The following is a 16,304-nucleotide window of genomic DNA, read 5'->3' on the forward strand; positions in this document are numbered from 1 at the left end:
CTCCACACCTACAACCACCACCGCTGCCACACGGCACTCGGCGGACACCCGCCCATCAGCCGAATCAACAACGCTGCGGGTCAATACACCTAGCCGATGGCGGCTTCGGCGATCTCCGCGGCCGGGGTCCCGGTGTGCTTGGCCCATGCCTGGACGGTGGCGGCCAAGGCGAGAGCGGCCCCGTCCATGACGTGGCGTCCACCGTGCTGGGCGATCAGGCGCTGGTGGCTGCGGTGCGCACGGCCCTTGCGGGCCAGGGCCAGGATGTCGGTGGCGGCCCGCTCGCCGCGCCAGTGGCCCGCGGGAAGAGCTGTGCCGGCCAGCACTCCGGCCGGTGCGCCCCCGGCAGGGGCCGACCAGGCGTCCAGCAGGCTCAGGGACAGGCCGATACAAGAGGTACTCGTAGCGGACTGTTCCTGGCTCGCCTGCGGCCCGAGGGAGTCCAGCAGGCGGGCGGCATAACCTGTCTCGCCCTCGGCGAAGGAGGACGCGACCTGCCGCAGGAGCACTGCGGCTTCCGTGCGAGCCCGGCCGGTCGGGGTGAACAACGCGGTGTTGTAGCGGACGACGGCACGGTCCAGGGCACTCTGGAGCGTCGGCAGATCGGTGGGGTCCGTGTCGGCGGTGATGCCCACTTCAGCCAGGAGCGGCGCGAGCTCGCGCCACATCTCGTCGGCCAGGCCGGCCTGGTGCCGGATGGCAATCAGGGCAGGCGACTCGGGGGCGTCAAGGCGCAGATCCGTCATGGCTCCCATACTCCCCCGCGCCCTGGGCCCTCAGGGTGGGGTTCACCCGAACGAGGGAAACTCGCGGTGCGGGGCGCCGAGGGACCTGGGCTGCGCAGCCGGGGCCGGCCGCCCCCGCGGGCTGTCGGAAGTCGCCCAGCGAGGGGAGCGCTCAACTAGCCTGCTTCTTATGACAACTCCGCGCCAGCGCCCGGGAATCGGCGCATTGCGCCACCACCGGGGCATGTGCCTGCACGTACCGGCGGAAGCCGTGGCCGAGCTGACCGAGACGATCAGCCGTTCCGCCACCGCCGCCGAGCTGGAGGCCTTCGGCTACGGCGGGCCGGTCCTGGTCATGCAAACGGTCCGCACGACACTCCGCGCGGATGGGACACCGATCGACAAGACCCTGATCATGCAGGCCGCCAGCACGCCCATCGTGCGCTACCTGGACCCCGCCGACGCGGATGACTGGGAGCCCGAACAGGCAGCGCAGGCGCCCGATGGCCAGGGCATCCCCCTTCCCCGCAACCCTGCCACGGACATCGGCGCGGGCGCGGGCAAGGCCATCAAGACGTACGTCATCGGGATGGCCGGCTCCCCGATCGTCAAGATCGGCCAGACCTCGACAAGGGCAACCCTGCGGATGAAACAGCTGTTCCCCATCCTGGAAGTGGAAGGCGACTTCGAGAAGGCATTGCACAGGAGGTTCGCAGGGCACCGGGTACGCGGGGACTGGTTCGACCTGACCCCTCTGGGAGACCCAGCCCGCATCGTCATGGACGCGATCGAGGAACTCCGCAACATTTAGGACATGCCTCAGGCTGTGGGGAAGGCCCCTGCAGGGCCGAGTCTGGGCGTCCTGCGCTGGCAGTGGTGCGGGTCAGCTCCCTCGGTTCGGATATCAACTGGCAACCCCAGCACAGCACGTACCGCCGCCCAGACGTGTGGATACGGGTGAATCACCGGTCTGCGCTGTGCGTAGTTTCATGATCGGCTGGATTGGTGGTCGCGGGCTGCCTGGATGTCCTTGGGCGTGGCCCAGTGGTGGAGGCGGGGGTATGGCACCAGCCTGCTGTCGGGGACGAGTCGACCGTGAAGGACGTGGTCGACGAACTCGGATATCGGCTGGCCGGCGGGATGAGTCCAGGCCGCGTGGACGCCGTTGTGCCAGAACGGACGTGGGTCACATTCGCAAGGGCCGGCACTGAACTGGGTCACCGTCTCCAGTGTGTCCCGCCAGGGCAGGTCGGGGCGGTCCGGTCTCTGCAGGAGAACGGAGGGAACCTGGCCGAGCCAGCGGGTGCGGAACGGGGTGAACCACACGACGTCGGCGCCGTCGGCCTGGTAGCGGCGGGTTCGTTGCAGGACATCGTCCAAGGATGCGGAGGAGACCTGGGCTTCCAGCGCGGTGAGGTGCCCGTCGGGGCCGGCGGCCAGGACGTCGGCTCGCCAGCCTCCATGGGCTGCCACGGCCTCCACACTGACGTGGTGCCCGGCCGCGCGCGCGGCGTCGGCCAGGGCCCGTTTGAGCGTCCGGTGGGGTTCGCTCTCGCCCCGAGAGGGGCAGTGTGGGGAGCGGCGGTCGTGGGCGAAGAAGCGTGCGCCACGCGCGGAGGTCTTGGCGTGCATCGGGAAACCGCACGCGGAACAGACCAGCGCAGGCCGCGGGCGGGCCTGGTAGACCATCTCCCAGGGCAGGTCGTGGCCGAGACCCTCAAGAGTTGCGTCGAGCGTGCCGTAGTCGGCTGACGAGGCAGTGAGCGGCATGGGACGGCTCCTTCCTGACGGACAGCATCCACGTAGGTCGGCCCGCTCGTCCTGATCGGGGACTCGGGCACCGGCAAGTCTCACCTGCTGATCGGGGTCGGTACAGCGATTGCCGAGGGCTTGTCCGTCCCGCGTCACTGCACGGCCATCGCCGGCCGGCTCGCGTTCCGCTGCGCCTTGATCCAAGCCGGCACCGAGTCCTACTGCTTCCGCGTCACCGAAGCCGAGCGACGCAGCTGAACTGGCTGTTCGGCTGGTCAGTCGCGGCTCGAAAGGGGTGTCCGCAGTTCCACGCGAAGCCGGATCGAGGTGTCGATGGGCAGCCCGAGGCTGGCGAGCCGCAGATCCTTCGAGTAGGTCGCGATGAGGTCGAGGTCGCGCAGCTGGCGCTGGAGCTCTGTGATGGTTGCCTCGTCGAGGCCGGGTAGGTCCTCTTCTTGCTCAGCGATGTACTCAAGGTGTTCGTCCACAGCGTCCACGGCCCGTCGGCTGGCCCAGACCGCGAAGTCACGACACTCGAACAGGTAGCTGTGCGCGGCATAGAGCGTCGCGGCCGCCGCGTTGTCGTCCGCGTCCTCGGGACCGTCCTGCCCGTCGTTGTGGCAGTACTCGCTGAGCATGTACTCGGCCACACCCCGTTTCACGGCAGTGAAGGCGGTCGAGTCGCCGAGGGCGCCCTCCCACACGGAGTTCAGCAGCGGCCGCAGGCTCATCGTGAACGGTGCCCGCTCCTCTTCCAGCAGTGCCTCATGCCAGCGCATGAGCCGCTCAGCGATGCCAGCGGCGAAAACACCGCGCTCACTCGACGACATGGCCGTCAAGCGCTCTTCCACCGATGCCGACAACTCCTGCCGCATGTTCAAACCGAGCCACCCCCGAGTCGAGATACCAGCGAGTTCACGCCCGCCTCGGGGATCATCGCACCCGCCCCTGACAACGCCAGAAGGGCCGTCCGCCAATCTCGCGCGCACAAAAGACAGGCGGCCCCGTCCGCACCGCACCTGTCACGGACACGGGTCGGCAGGCCAGGCTGTTGGTTGGCCCGGCAGGAGGCTCGTGCGTGTGACGCAATTACACGGCCGGGCCCGTCAGGAGGCGGCCCGGCTTGGCCGGGAGGCGCTGGGTCGACGTGCGGATCACCCGGTGCCAGAAGCTCCTCGCGGCCCTGGGGGGTAGCTCACCCCGCCCCGGGTGAGGCAGCAGGTCATCCGGCGGCGGCGCCGAAGGAGGGTACGTCGTCGACGTTCGTATCCAGGCGCAGGCGTACGTACCGGATCGGGTGGCGGTAGACGCCGCCGCGGTCGATGGAGGTGTCGGTGCTGATCTCCGCGACGAGGTCCGGTTGGACGAGGGTGGTGTCGAGGACGTCGCGAGTGCCCCAGGCCGAGGAGAACTTCGCTCCGGTCCACGGATGTCCGGGGCCGGCCGGGGTGAGGTGCTCGGCGAGCGCCCGGGAAGCGTCGGGTCGCAGTGGGACGGTGCGGCCGACGGGGCGGAGGCGTCCGGTCGCGTCCTGGCGGCCGAGGATGAGGAGCTGGGGGCGTGCGATGGCGCCGGTGATCGCTTCGGTGCTGTTGCGGCGTCTGATCTTGGTCCTTGACTGCACCAGGGCCGGATTGACTAACTTGATCATGAATTCTCGCAGCGACGGGTGAGTGGCTGTTGGGGCATGGAGGTCCGGCCGGGGCATCCTGTAACTACTAGGCTGCGACAATGCAGTCTGCGGATCGGGACCAGGCGAACGACTACGACAGCTTCGCCGAAATGTTCTCGGCGGAGACCGAGAACAGTCTCGTAAACGCGTACTACGAGCGGCCCGCGATGTTGGCCCTGGCCGGAGACCTGACTGGCCGTCGGGTCCTGGATGCCGGCTGCGGCTCAGGCCCCCTGTCCGCTGCACTACGCGACCGCGGTGCCGTCGTCACCGGAATCGACGCCAGCGCCGGGATGCTGGCATTGGCGAGGCGGCGGCTCGGCGACGATGTAGCCCTGCACGTGGTCGACCTCTCCGATCCTCTGCCGTTCGACGACGATGCATTCGACGACGTGGTCGCGTCGCTGGTCCTGCACTACCTGGAGGACTGGGGTCCGACGTTGGCGGAGCTGCGGCGGGTACTCCGGCCCGGCGGACGGCTGATCGTGTCGGTGAGCCACCCTTTCGTGGCCTACGCGCACCGGGATCCTCGGCCCGACTACCACGCGACCACCAGCTACAACTTCGACTGGATTCTCAACGGGCAGTCCGTCCCGATGAAGTTCTGGCGCAGGCCGCTGCATGCGATGACCGGTGCCTTCACCACCGCCGGCTTCCGTCTTTCCGTCATCAGCGAGCCGCAGCCCGATCCGGCTGCCCGTGAGCTGTTCCCGGACGGCTTCCAGGACCTTTCAGCCAATCCCAACTTCCTGTTCTTTGTCCTCGAGGTGCCTCCGTCGGCTACCGGCTCAGGCAGCTAGTCAAGCGCGGTTCACGAGCGGAGCCAGAGTCGGCGCCTGCGCCTGCGCCTGCGCCAGTACTGTGGCTTCGTATGACCGACCTCGAGATCGAGATCACCGCAGACTTGGTCCATGACCTGCTTCAGGAGCAGCATCCGGACCTTGCAGGGCTGGCCATCCGCGAAGTAGTGGGCGGGTGGGACAACCAGCAGTGGCGCCTTGGGGACGATTTGGCCGTGCGCATGCCGCGTACAGAACGTGCCCCGGACCTCCAGCGTAAAGAGTGCCGGTGGCTGCCCATACTGGCTCCGCGCCTGCCGCTCCCGGTCCCCAACCCCGTAAGGATCGGTGAACCGTCCGCTCGGTTCCCCAAGCCCTGGACCATCATGACGTGGGTCCCCGGCGAGCCACTGGACCAGACCTCCATCAGTCGCGGCAACCACGCGGCCGACAATCTGGCGGCCTTCCTCACCGCGCTCCACGTGGAGGCGCCCGACGACGCGCCGATCAGCTCGGACCGCGGCGATCACCCCAAGAAGTGCACCGACGGCTTCGACTACTTCTTCCACGCCGTCGCCCCTGAGCACCTCGCCGACGAAGTCCGCGCCGTCTGGGACGACGCCGTCGCGGCGCCCGAGTGGGAGGGCCCACCTCTGTGGGTACATGGCGACCTTCATCCCGCGAACGTCGTCGTCTCGGACGGAACGCTCTCGGGAGTGATCGACTTCGGTGACATGTTCGCCGGCGATCCGGCATGGGACCTCGCAGCCGCCTGGGTGATCCTTCCCGCGGGCGCCGCCTCACGCTTCTTCGACGCATACGCGCAGGCGGACGCGTCGACGATCCGGCGAGCCCGCGGGCTGGCGGCTCTGAAAGGCCTGTTCCTCATGCTGATGGGCCAGAACGGAGACCGAGGCCTGCCAGGCGGCAAGCCGACCTGGGGACCCGCAGGCCGGGCAGCACTCGATCGCGTTCTGAAAGGCGGTTTGATGTAGGCACGGAGCGACGGTCCTCACCCGATACTCGCCGTCGAAACTGCCGCGATGTCGTGCTCGCGTCGTTCACGACGCCCTCCCCGTGGAGACGAACGGATTGTGCCGCGCCCTCTGGAGGAGTCGGTTACGCGTGAGGGCGATCACGTCTCCTGCCTACCACGAGGCACCAGCGCGGGAATGCCCAGGTCAACGGTTCGGGGCATGCCTGTCAGCCGTACGGCTTCGGTGTGCTTCTGCTGGAGCAGCGTCAGGGTCAGGTCGATGCCCTCGATTTCTCCGAGTGACGGCGGCCGTGGCAAAGTCCAGGTGTGCGGCCAGTTGAGTCCAGGCTAATGGCCACCGGAATTCCCGGCGTATGGCCGTCTGACCTGTGGTGTTCCTGATCGCTTCTTTATCTGAAGGAGACCCCTCCGTCCGGTTTGCTGGTGTTTGCGTGCATCAGCTACCGGCCGGAGAGGTCCTGTGACGAAGTCTGACAGAGAGATCATGGAAATCCTTGAGGCGTACGACCTGACCGGGACGGTCTGGTCGGCGGCGGCCTTGGCGGGGCACGACCCGAAGACGGTCAAGCGGTACGTCGAGGCCCGTGACGGCGGGCGCAATCCCTATGAGCGAGAGCCGCGGCCGAAGATGATCGACGCGTTCCTGGAGAAAGTCGAGGAGTGGGTCGAGCAGTCGAAGGCGACGATCCGCGCCGACGTGGTCCACGAGAAGCTCGTGAAGATGGGCTACCGGGGCAGCGCGCGCTCGACGAGACGGGCGGTGAACGCGGCGAAGACGGCGTGGAAGGCGGGCAAGCGCCGGACCTACCGGCCGTGGATTCCCGAGCCGGGCCGGTGGCTGCAGTTCGACTGGGGCGAAGGCCCTCGGATCGGCGGCCGGCGGACCTGGCTGTTCTGCGCATGGCTGTCCTGGTCGCGGTTCCGGGTCGTGATCCCGGTCTGGGACTGCACGCTGGGCACGCTGGTCGCCTGCCTGGACACCGCATTGCGCCGGATCGGCGGGGCACCGACCTATGTCTTGACCGACAACGCGAAAACGGTCACCGTCGAGCACATCGCCGGGATCCCGGTGCGGCACCCGCAGATGGTCGCCGCGGGCCGGCACTACGGCTGCCAGGTCGTCAGTTGCGTGCCCTACGACCCCGAATCGAAGGGCGGAGCGGAGGCCACGGTCCGTATCGCGAAGGCCGACCTGGTGCCCACCAGCGCGAATCTGCTGGCCGCCTACGACTCCTTCGCCGAGCTCGCTGATGCCTGCCTCGCCTGGTGCGAGCAGGTGAACTCCCGCCGCCACCGGGCAACCGGGCAGATACCCGCGAGCCGTCTGGACATCGAACGCACCACACTGCATGTCCTGCCCATCGAACGCTCGCGCTCGCACTGGGCGAGGAACGAGTGGTCGGCTCGGACCGCACCATCAGCTTCAACTCGGTTCGCTACTCGACCCCGCCAGGCCATACCGGCGCCAGGGTGTGGTGCCGGGTCGTCGGCGAGGAACTGTCCATCACCGCCCGCACCAACTCCGGTGATCTCTCGGAGATCTGGCGCCACCAGCTCTCCACCCCGGGTGTTCCGCAGATCATCGACGCCCACTATCCCGACCACCCTGACGGCCGCGGCATCCACCAGCCGAGGCTGCAGCCCCGCTCGGAAGCGGAGATCGCGTTCGTGGGCATCGGTCCCGGCGCCGGGCGCTGGCTCAAGGAGGCCGGGCCCGCAGGCGCCACCCGCATCCGCGCCAAGATGGCCCGCGCAGTCGAGCTGGCCACCGTCCTGGGCAACGACCGGGTCGACCAGGCCCTGGGCCTGGCGGCCACGGCCGGGCGCTTCGCCGACGAGGACCTGCTTTCGATCCTGGGACACATCGCGGACAGCAAGCCCGCCGGCGAGGTCGTCCGCGCGGACGAGGCTCACTCCGTCCAGAACGGAACTATCGCCTGGCAGGCCTTGGGCCAGTAGGCGATGCCCTCAGGATCACGCACGACTCCGCGGTCAGTCGCCGACAAACCAGAGATACCGGTGGGACCCCTGCTCGACGACTTGGCGCAACTCGCGGGCCCGTTCGACCCAGTCGCCACCGCAAGCGGCCGGGAGCCGGTCGAGTTCTGTCAGCAGGAGCGACACCTGCCGATGGTTGAAGACCGCATCCCCATACGGGATCAGGCCCCAGAGCATCGGGAACAGCCCCGGATCCAAATCACCGAAAGCAGACGTCCACTCCACCCCGCCTGCCCGAGCAACGACGTCGCCGCTGTCACCACGCACCTGCATATCGATCATCCGCCGAGCGTATCGGCGCCTATCCAGACCGACGAAGGAATTTAGAAGCCATGACGTTTCCCCAGGCCCCGGCTCTGCCCGAGGAACTCGACAAGCTCATGCGTCGCATGCGCCTGCCCTACATGCGCAAAGCGGCCCCCGACGTCCTGGCCACCGCACGCGCCCAACGCTGGGATCCCGCAGAGGTCCTGCGGCTGCTGATCTCCGAGGAGGTTACCGGCCGCGACGCTGCCACCCGGCGTCTTCGTCGCCACTCGGCGAACTTCCCCACCGGCAAGACCCTGGGATCCTGGCGGGCCGAGGACTCCACCATCCCCGAACCCACCCAGAACTCCCTGATCACCCTGGAATGGATCGGCCGCGCCGAGAACCTGGTGATCGCTGGCCCCTCGGGCACGGGCAAGAGCCACTTCACCGAGGGACTCGCCCAGGCCGCGATCGAGAAGGACCTGCGGGTGTCCTGGTTCACCTTGGAGACGCTGAGCGCCGCGATCGGCAAGTCGAAGGTCGACGGGTCCACCGCACGGACCGTCGCCCGGATCTGCCGCGCGGACCTCATCGTCATCGACGACATCGGCCTGCTGCCCGTCGGGGAAGACGCCGCCGAAGCGTTCTACCGCATCATCGACGCCGCATACGCGTACGCCGTGCCGCGGGCGACATGCGATTCCGCCTCGGATCCCGCCTCGCCTGACCCACCTCACCGCACACCGGCTGCACTTCGCCGGCGCGGTCTTCACCGGCAGCGCTACCCACTTCGGATGTGAGCGCCCGGCCCCGACCGAAGGAAGGAGCCCCGACACCGAGAAGGCGTCGGGGCTCCCGTCTTGTCCCGCGGCGGCTACGGAGCGGGGGTGAACTCCACCTCCGTGCCTCCGCACCCGGCCGCGATGTCCAGCAGCCGCTCCCGCTCCGCGCCGTCGGCGGCCAGGCCCCAGCGGAGCTTGGACCGGCCCGGGGGAGGACCAGTCGGGGCGGGCCCGGGCCAGCGGGGGGAGGCCGGCTCAGGCGTTTGCAGGTGTGGGCCGAACAGAAGGGGTGGCGGCCTCATGACGGAGGGTACTGAGGGCTTCAGTCGAATGGTTGGGGCGGGCCCGGAGACATCAGCCTCTTTGCCGCCCCACCCACACAGATAAATGAACGGTCAACCATGGCCGGATGTTCCCAGCCCGGACCCTCACCCGGCGGCAGCGAACCGTGGAGCGCCCCCGGGCCCCCGTCCAGGCGCACACATCGCCATGGCTGGTGTGGGCCAGAACGGCGCGAGCGCCCCTCCGGGCGGGAGGGGCGCTCTGATCGGGTAGGTGTTCAGGCGTGAGGGTCAGGTGCGGAGCACCAGGTGATCGACCGAGAAGAGGAGATGGTCTTCGCCGTATTGGAAATGGCGGCTGAGGTCCTCATACCGGGCGTACTGCTCCTGAGTGATTGGCAGCCGCAGGACCTCCAGTGTGCGCAGGAACAGACGGAATCCGAGGTCGGGGTCGACTTGGGTGACGACCTGCGCGAGTGCTTTCATCACGGTGGCGCCTTCGAGGGGGCGGAAGGCAGGGCTGATCACCGTGTCTGCGGCGAGGGGCGCCATTTGCTGAATCTCGCGCAGGACCGCATCACCGATATCGGCGCGGATGGCCGAGGTCACGGGGACGTAAGCGGGCGCGACCTCGGCCAGGTGCTCCTCGCACACGTCTGCGATTTGCGCCAGCCAATCCTGACCGCTGACGCCGCGCTCGTCGATGCTGTAACCCCGGTCCGTCGCCGCCAGCCACAGCAAGATGATCGCGTCATCGGAAAGGGTGGACTGAAGCACCCGCCGGGTATCTTCCAGCAGGATGGCAGCCTCGGATCCTGGAGGGCGTTCGTACCCGTCGCCCGTCACGGCGTTCCTGACAGCCGCACGGGCAGTGCGGTGGTGCCATCCCGCAGTGAACAATCTGGCGAGTCTTGAGAGTCCGAAGTCCCCCTCGATCCCCTGTCGGGAAGTGGTGACGGGCGGCCAGATGATGTGAAGGCCGTCGTGCACCACCGCCGGGGGAAACCCGAGCTGCCAGCCCAGTGCGAGCAGGCGGCGGTATCGCTCATGTTCGACGGGCACGGAACGCGCTTTGAGGACGCGGAGGAACAGCCGTAGTCCGAGGTCGGCATCGGCTCCAGTCGCCACCTGCTCCAGAGCGTCAACGAGGTCCGGCAGAGCCGAAGCACGGTTGAGGTCCGCGGCCATGGCCCGGATCTCCGCCACGACCGCCTGACACAAGACCGCGTCCCGTACTGGTCGAACCGGGGGCGGAGTGTGGGAGCGCCGGTTCTGCCGGAGTCGCGCAGTGGACAACTCCGAGAGCTTCTCCAGCCACTCACGGCTGTTCATACCGTGGTCGTGTGGGTCAAAGCCTTTCCCGGAGGAAGCCAGCCACACCGTGTGGAGAATGTGTTCCGGGAGCTCGGATGCCAGCAGCCGGCGAGCGTCCTCGCCCAGTTCGACGGATGCCTCGCCCTCGTACTGGTTGGCGAGTCCTTCCGCATATCCAAGCGCGGCAGCCAGACCGGTGCCGGAGCCCGAACGGCTGAGAAGCTCGCTCAAGGCAGTCAGTCCGAAATCGTCGCCGTAACCGAGCTGGTAATACGCAGGACGTTCCTGTGTCATGGAGCCACCCCCGTGGGGAAGGAGGTCATGATGGTGAATCCGCCACGTCCCGCACCAGTGTGCCCCGTTACCCGCATCACTTTCAATGTGACTGTGTTACCAGCGTTCGTGACCGTTACACCGTCCGGGTGGTAGGTCTTGCCCAGGGACGGGTAGGCATTCCACTGCCCTGTGATGTCCAGGACAACCTCACCGTCGTTCGCTCTGGCCACCTTCTGTTCGAACCTCTTCCACTTCTCCTTGTCCAAAACCCTCTGGCCACTCTTCACAGTAGTGAAGTGGTCGGCTATCACGCGGTCGATGGCCTGCTGGGCAATCTCCTGGCTGGTCCAGACCGAGTTCGGCATGCCCTTCCTTGCGGCCAGGGCGAAAGCTTCGGCTGGAGTCGGGTTCACGTGCTCCGCGAGCGTGTGTATCTCACCCCGATCCGCGTACCTTTTCAGGCTCGGCAGAAGCTCGTCGCCGAGGTTCATACAGTTGTGCACGAGTACGTCTGACGCTCGGGATCCTTCGGTGCGCACGTAGAACGTGTGCAGGCCGTTGACCGTGAGGTCGTAGACCGGTTGGGATGCCGAGTCGGTGGAGCTGCGGACCCCTGCCACCGTGACCGCCTCGCCGTTGGGACGGAGCAGTCGGTCCCCCGGGCGCAGTTCCGAGGCGAGGATCCATCCGCGCTTCTGGGCGTGGATCTTGTGCCCGGGTGTGGTGTCCAGGCTGCTGCCGTCGGCGAGGCTGATGGTGACCAGCTGGTCGGCCATGTGCTGGAAGGTATCGGTGACCGGCTCTGAGCGGACCATCCCGGTTTTCGGGTTGCCGGCCAGTAGGGCATCGCCAACCCGGAGTGAGCTGATCGGGCGATGTGATCCGTCTGCCATGAGCACGCGTGTGGCAGCCGGGAAGCTGTTCTTCTTGCATGAGGTGAGAACCGCTTCGGCCATGTTGGCCTCGTACTCGATGGCTGCCAGGGCCTGCGGATTGATCCGCAGCGACCTCAGCGCTCGTAGGGCGTCGGCGATGCCGATTCCGGTACGCATGGCGGCGTCGAGAGCCATGACACCGTCGGCGATGGGCCTGAGGATCTTGCCCGAGAACAGGAGCGCGACGTCCACGGCGGCCCAGGCGCATCCGCCCCAGCTTCCGCTCTCACCGCCGGGCCACTTCTGCCCACACTTGATCCAGTGCCCGAAGAGGATGTCCACCGGGTCTACGCCCGACTGGTACTCACCGATCGTGATGGTGTGCGTGACCTCGTGGGACAGCTCGTCTGTCGGGTACTGACCCAGATACATCGTCTCGTCCGCCGGACATGTGGCCCTCGACGGGTCCAGGACTTCTGCGGTGCACAGGTACAGGTCGAGGAACGCCTTATACCGGATCTTCACGGTCATCGTGCAGTCGCCCTTGTAGAAGAGCGCGTCGATCCAGCCTTCACAGCCGGCCGTCTTCTTCAGGGTCTCGGGCTCACCGGTCTTCTCCGTGTGGTCGATGATGTAGAACATGTGACCGATGGATGAGCCGGCTCCGTCAGGGACGGTGCCGGCCCCAATCTGGTTCGCCTTCGCGGCCTTCTCAGCCCTGTCGGCGCTTTCTTGGGCTTCCTTCGCGTACTTTTCGGCGTCCTTCGCCGCCTGTTCGGCTTCCGTGGCGGCAATGGCGGCACGGTCGGCGGCTGCCCGGGCGGCTTTCGCGTCCTGCTCGGCCCGGGTTGCAGCCGCGCGGGCGGCCGAAGCGTCAAGGGCTGCTTGGTCGGCGGAGGCGCGGGCTGCCTTGGCGTGGCCCTCGGATCGTCCGGCCGCTTTGTCCGCGGCTTCGGCGTCCTCTGCGGCTTGGCGGCCGTATTCGACGCTGCGGGCCAGCGATGCGGCGGCCAGGGATGACGACTTCGCGGCGTCAGCGGAGTACCCGAGAGCTTCCTTGGCGTAGGTACGGGCGTCCGATGCGTACCCTGCGGCAGTCGCGGCGTGCTCGTACGCGGCCTTGGTGTCGCCCTGAGCCTGCTCGGCGAGGGCGTTGGCCGCTGCGGCCTCCTCCTGCGCGTTTTTGGCGTGGGCGTCGGCGATGGCCTTCTGCTTTTCGGCGATGGTCTTGGACGCCTGCCCGGTCAATACGACCAGGCCCGCGGCCGAGTCGGTGGTGACGTAGGGCGAGCCGAGCTGGATGGCGTCGTTGGCGGGCTTGGCGACTTGGGCGGCCGCCTTGCCAGCGTCCACCGCGGCTTGGGCAGTCACATACGCGTAACCCGCCGCCTTGGCCGAGGCTGTCCACGCCTTGCCGGCCTCTACGCTCGCCAGTTCTGCCTGGGACTTGGCGGTTTTGGCCTGTTCGTCGGCCTTGTCGGCCTGCGCGACGGCAGCCCTGGCCTCGGACGCGGCGTGCTCGGAGGCAGCGATCGCGTCCGCGGCAGCGCTGGTCGCGGCCGTCACCGCGGCATCCGCCTTCAGCTTGGCGGCCTGAGCGGCGTCGGCGTCGGAGCGCGAGCGCTTGGCTGCCGCTTCCGCGCGGGTCGCAGCCGCATCTGCCTCACCGGCAGCCTTCGTCGCCGCGTCGGCTTCGCCGCGCGCCTTGCCTGCTGCCGTCTCCGCCTCCGTCGCGTACTTGTCTGCCTGATCGGCGGCCGTACGCGCGGCCTGCGCTTCCGTACCCGAATCCAGGGAAGCGGCATAGGCGGCCTTGGCGTCAGCCTTGGCCCGCGCGGCCTCGGCCTTCTGCTCCGCATCCCACGCGTCGTCCCGCTTGACCTTCGCGGCGTCCCGAGCCTTGACGGCGCCGTTCCTCCGCTCGACGGCGGTGGCCTCGGCGGTCTCGGCCTTGCCCCTGGCGTCCTTGGCTTTGGTCGCCTCCGCTTCCGCGCTCTTCTTGTGCTGGGCGGCTTCGGCCTGCTTGGCGGCGGCGGTCTCCTTCTCCTTCTTCGCCGTGGCTTCCTCCGCCTCGGCCGCGAGCCTCTTCGCATGGGCGTTGGCGGCCGCCGCCTTGGCATCGGCCTCCGCCTTCACAGCGTCACCAAGCTTTGCCTGGGCGGTCTCCGCGTCCTTCTTGGCGTTGTCCCTGTGTGTCTTGGCGGCGTCAGCAGCCGCCTTGGCCTGCAGTTCGGCGGTGTGCGCAGCCTCCCGCCGGAACTCCGCCTTCGCCTGCGCGGCCTGTGCCAGCGCGCGCTGCGCGATGGTGTCACTGTCCGCTCCGGAGGCACGGGTGGCGGCCTCGGCGGTCTCGCCCGCCTTCACCATGGCATCGAGCGCGGCTACAGCGCCCTTGGTGACCTGTGCCTTCTGCTGCCCGACCAGCAGACCACGGCCACGCGGCGCGCCGTTCGCGTCGGCTACGGCATAAGCGGCCTGCACAGCGGCGTCCGAGGCGGTGGCCGCCTTCTTCGCGGCCGCCGCCTGCTGCCTCAGGACGTCGAGTTGCTGCTTCGCACCTGCCTGGGCATCCGCAATGCCCTTCGCCGCCTGATCGAACTGAACCTGCGGCTGAACCTCACCGGTGTGACCGGAGGGCTTGATGTTCACCTGCTGCCGCGCGCTGCCGTCGCACCTGCGCAGCACCGCAGCCATGCCGGGCACGAGCGTGGGAATGTTCAGGCACTGGTCCGAGCCCAGATGTTTCAGCGGCGTGGTCGCGCGAGGAGAGTACGCCCAGGTCTGTGCCGGCCCGCTGTTACACGTGGCGACGTTGATCTCCGTGCCGAACCCGGAGCTGGTCTTCGCCACCTCCAGACACTTGAGCGAGTTCGCGTTGCGCAGGTATAGACCGTGATCGTCGGCCTGGAGCTGCCAGCTCTGCGAGGGGGACCCGTTGCACAAGTTGAGCTGGACGGGGGCACCGTCGGCCGTGCCCTGCGAGTCCAGGCACTTGCCCCGGGCGCCGGGAAACTCGATGGCGGAGCCTGCGTCACCGATCCAGCCGACCCCGCCCGCAGACCAGTGGTCGTTCCAACGGGTGAGATGGTCAGCGACCCACGAGTGGCCCAGCATCTGACCCAGGGACTCGGCGCCCGCGGCGAGCGCCTTGACGGCGTCCTCGCCAGCGTCCACGACCTGGTTGCGCTGGGCAGCTTGGGAAGCGATCTCTTGCTGCCACTCGGTGGCAGCGGCGGCGGTGATCGGGCCCAGCACCTTGTCCGGATCCATCGGATCACGCCAGGCACAGGAGGAGAACCGGGTCTTCAGGTCCTCGACCGCTATCCGGTACTCGGCTGTTCCCACCTCCGGCGCTGTTCGGGCGAACCCTCCGGCAGCCAGGAACATGCGTGCGTTGTCCGCGCCCGTGGGCTCCGCCGACCAGCTGGTGAGGTGCTTGTAGGCATCGCGCTCGGCGAGCGCGCGGGTCCAGGCGTCCCCGGTCACTTGCTGGGGGTCGGGATCCTTGCCGTAGAGCGGCGCACCCAAGTCCTTCACAGCTGTGGCGGCGGGCCCGGACGCCTTCGGGGTGGGGTCGTTGTAGAAGTCGCTCTCAGAGGTCCAGAACCGGTCGGCAGTCCACTTGCTCAGCCCGGTCTGGGTGTAGAAGTCCTGCTTCCCGTCACCAGGCGAGCCCGGAGGCCAGTGGAAGTCGGCATTGTTGATGCCGCCCGGGGTCGTCAGCCCCTCCAAGGGCTTCTTCCACGTGTCCCTACGGGAGTTGAGCGCCTTCATGGCGCTGTTCGCTGCGTCCCGGTCCTTCTGGTACGCGGTTGCGAGCGGGGTCTGCTCCCAGCGCTTGCGGTCGGCCAGGACGTGAAGCTTGTCCTGCGACTGATTGAGGCCATCCTTTGCAACCTGAGTCATAGCGGGACCGCCGAGGCGCAGGATGTCGGCCATCAGACACTGGTCCTGCCGCCACTGCTCGGCGGCGGTGTCATCGAGCCAGTCCGCAGAACTGCCCGCGGCACGGGCCCGTGGCCCGGCGTTGTCCACCGCACCGGGCTGAAGGGCCAGGCTGCCCAGAACAGCCAGCGCGACGACAGATGTGACGACCGGGGTTAGATAGGGGGATCTGCGCGATCCGGGTGGGAGCAAGGCTGGCTTGAGACGCAAGAAACCGTTCCTTCATGGCGAATGAAGGCGGGCGGGGAGCCACGAGAGAATGAGAATCAGCCTGCTGTCCCAAAACAGCAGCAGGTCACGCCGCCCGAAGCGGGGTTCCTGATGAACGATATTCGCGGCATGATCAATTACCCCCGTGCAGCGACGCTGTTCCCCCCGGCCGCCACTGACGCGTGCGAAGGCGAACCAGGTCAAGGCTGCCCTCCGCGCGTTGATCACCTTACCGGCGGTTAACTTTGCAGGCCAGGGCAAATTCAGCCGCTCGATGGGCGGCCGCCGGCACAGGAAACAACTCGGCGCTCCAACTCCATAAACAACAGCCGGCCCTCGCCAGCGTCCCAGACGACCAACTTGCGATCGAGGACCAAGCCGTACCGTGACCGGAAGTAGGCGTACGCCCTCCCTGTGAGATCCGGCGCTTCCATCACACGCCGGCCTGA

General features: G+C 67.9%; 11 protein-coding genes and 1 pseudogene. 5 read left to right on the plus strand and 7 right to left on the minus strand.

Translation table 11 applies throughout. The features are described from left to right. Window positions 1–89 precede the first annotated feature (89 nt). Window positions 90–746, minus strand: a complete 657-nt coding sequence (locus tag K7B10_RS23225) for a hypothetical protein (RefSeq protein WP_229338729.1) — start codon at window positions 744–746, stop codon at window positions 90–92. 250 nt (window positions 747–996) lie between these two features. Between K7B10_RS23225 and K7B10_RS23230 the strand changes: the two genes are divergently transcribed. Then, the gene (locus K7B10_RS23230; RefSeq protein ID WP_229338731.1) at window positions 997–1,536 is read left to right on the plus strand and encodes a GIY-YIG nuclease family protein; all 540 of its coding nucleotides are present in this window, start codon (window positions 997–999) and stop codon (window positions 1,534–1,536) included. A gap of 176 nt (window positions 1,537–1,712) precedes the next feature. On the opposite strand, the gene K7B10_RS23235 is transcribed toward K7B10_RS23230, so the two are convergent. The 3 genes from K7B10_RS23235 to K7B10_RS23245 all read right to left on the minus strand — a co-directional run bounded on the left by K7B10_RS23235 (window position 1,713) and on the right by K7B10_RS23245 (window position 4,128). Continuing rightward, complete coding sequence (locus K7B10_RS23235) at window positions 1,713–2,495, minus strand: competence protein CoiA family protein (protein ID WP_229338733.1); 783 nt, start codon at window positions 2,493–2,495, stop codon at window positions 1,713–1,715. Window positions 2,496–2,752: 257 nt separating this feature from the next. After that, window positions 2,753–3,358: a hypothetical protein gene (locus K7B10_RS23240; RefSeq protein WP_229338735.1), complete on the minus strand. Its 606-nt coding sequence runs from the start codon at window positions 3,356–3,358 to the stop codon at window positions 2,753–2,755. 341 nt (window positions 3,359–3,699) lie between these two features. Then, window positions 3,700–4,128 carry a hypothetical protein gene (locus K7B10_RS23245; protein ID WP_229338737.1) on the minus strand — a complete coding sequence of 143 codons (429 nt, stop codon included), beginning with the start codon at window positions 4,126–4,128 and terminating at the stop codon, window positions 3,700–3,702. 80 nt (window positions 4,129–4,208) lie between these two features. On the opposite strand from K7B10_RS23245, the gene K7B10_RS23250 reads away from it, so the two are divergent. The 3 genes and pseudogenes from K7B10_RS23250 to istA all read left to right on the plus strand — a co-directional run bounded on the left by K7B10_RS23250 (window position 4,209) and on the right by istA (window position 7,884). Continuing rightward, entirely contained in the window at window positions 4,209–4,949 is a 741-nt protein-coding gene (locus K7B10_RS23250; RefSeq protein ID WP_229338739.1) for a class I SAM-dependent methyltransferase, read from the plus strand. A 71-nt stretch (window positions 4,950–5,020) separates the two neighbouring features. After that, on the plus strand, window positions 5,021–5,923 hold the full coding sequence (locus K7B10_RS23255; RefSeq protein WP_229338741.1) for an aminoglycoside phosphotransferase family protein: 903 nt from the start codon (window positions 5,021–5,023) through the stop codon (window positions 5,921–5,923). Between the two features lie 486 nt (window positions 5,924–6,409). After that, window positions 6,410–7,884, plus strand: a pseudogene (gene istA, locus K7B10_RS41640) (IS21 family transposase). Window positions 7,885–7,917: 33 nt separating this feature from the next. Here istA and K7B10_RS23270 read toward each other — a convergent pair. Next, the gene (locus K7B10_RS23270; protein ID WP_229338745.1) at window positions 7,918–8,205 is read right to left on the minus strand and encodes a hypothetical protein; all 288 of its coding nucleotides are present in this window, start codon (window positions 8,203–8,205) and stop codon (window positions 7,918–7,920) included. Window positions 8,206–8,255: 50 nt separating this feature from the next. Here K7B10_RS23270 and K7B10_RS23275 point away from each other — a divergent pair, with 50 nt between their 5' ends. Beyond that, window positions 8,256–8,972: an ATP-binding protein gene (locus tag K7B10_RS23275; RefSeq protein WP_229338747.1), complete on the plus strand. Its 717-nt coding sequence runs from the start codon at window positions 8,256–8,258 to the stop codon at window positions 8,970–8,972. Between the two features lie 554 nt (window positions 8,973–9,526). Here the strand turns inward: K7B10_RS23275 and K7B10_RS23280 are convergent. Together K7B10_RS23280 and K7B10_RS23285 are read right to left on the minus strand one after the other, a co-directional pair. Continuing rightward, entirely contained in the window at window positions 9,527–10,843 is a 1,317-nt protein-coding gene (locus K7B10_RS23280) for a hypothetical protein (RefSeq protein WP_229338749.1), read from the minus strand. Continuing rightward, a complete protein-coding gene (locus tag K7B10_RS23285) occupies window positions 10,840–15,639 on the minus strand; it encodes a ricin-type beta-trefoil lectin domain protein (RefSeq protein ID WP_229345313.1) in 4,800 nt (1,599 codons plus the stop codon). Before K7B10_RS23285 ends, K7B10_RS23280 begins: the two co-directional genes overlap by 4 nt. Between the last annotated feature and the right edge of the window lie 665 nt (window positions 15,640–16,304).

Source organism: Streptomyces flavotricini, from assembly GCF_020639365.1.
Taxonomy (GTDB): Bacteria; Actinomycetota; Actinomycetes; order Streptomycetales; family Streptomycetaceae; genus Streptomyces; species Streptomyces flavotricini.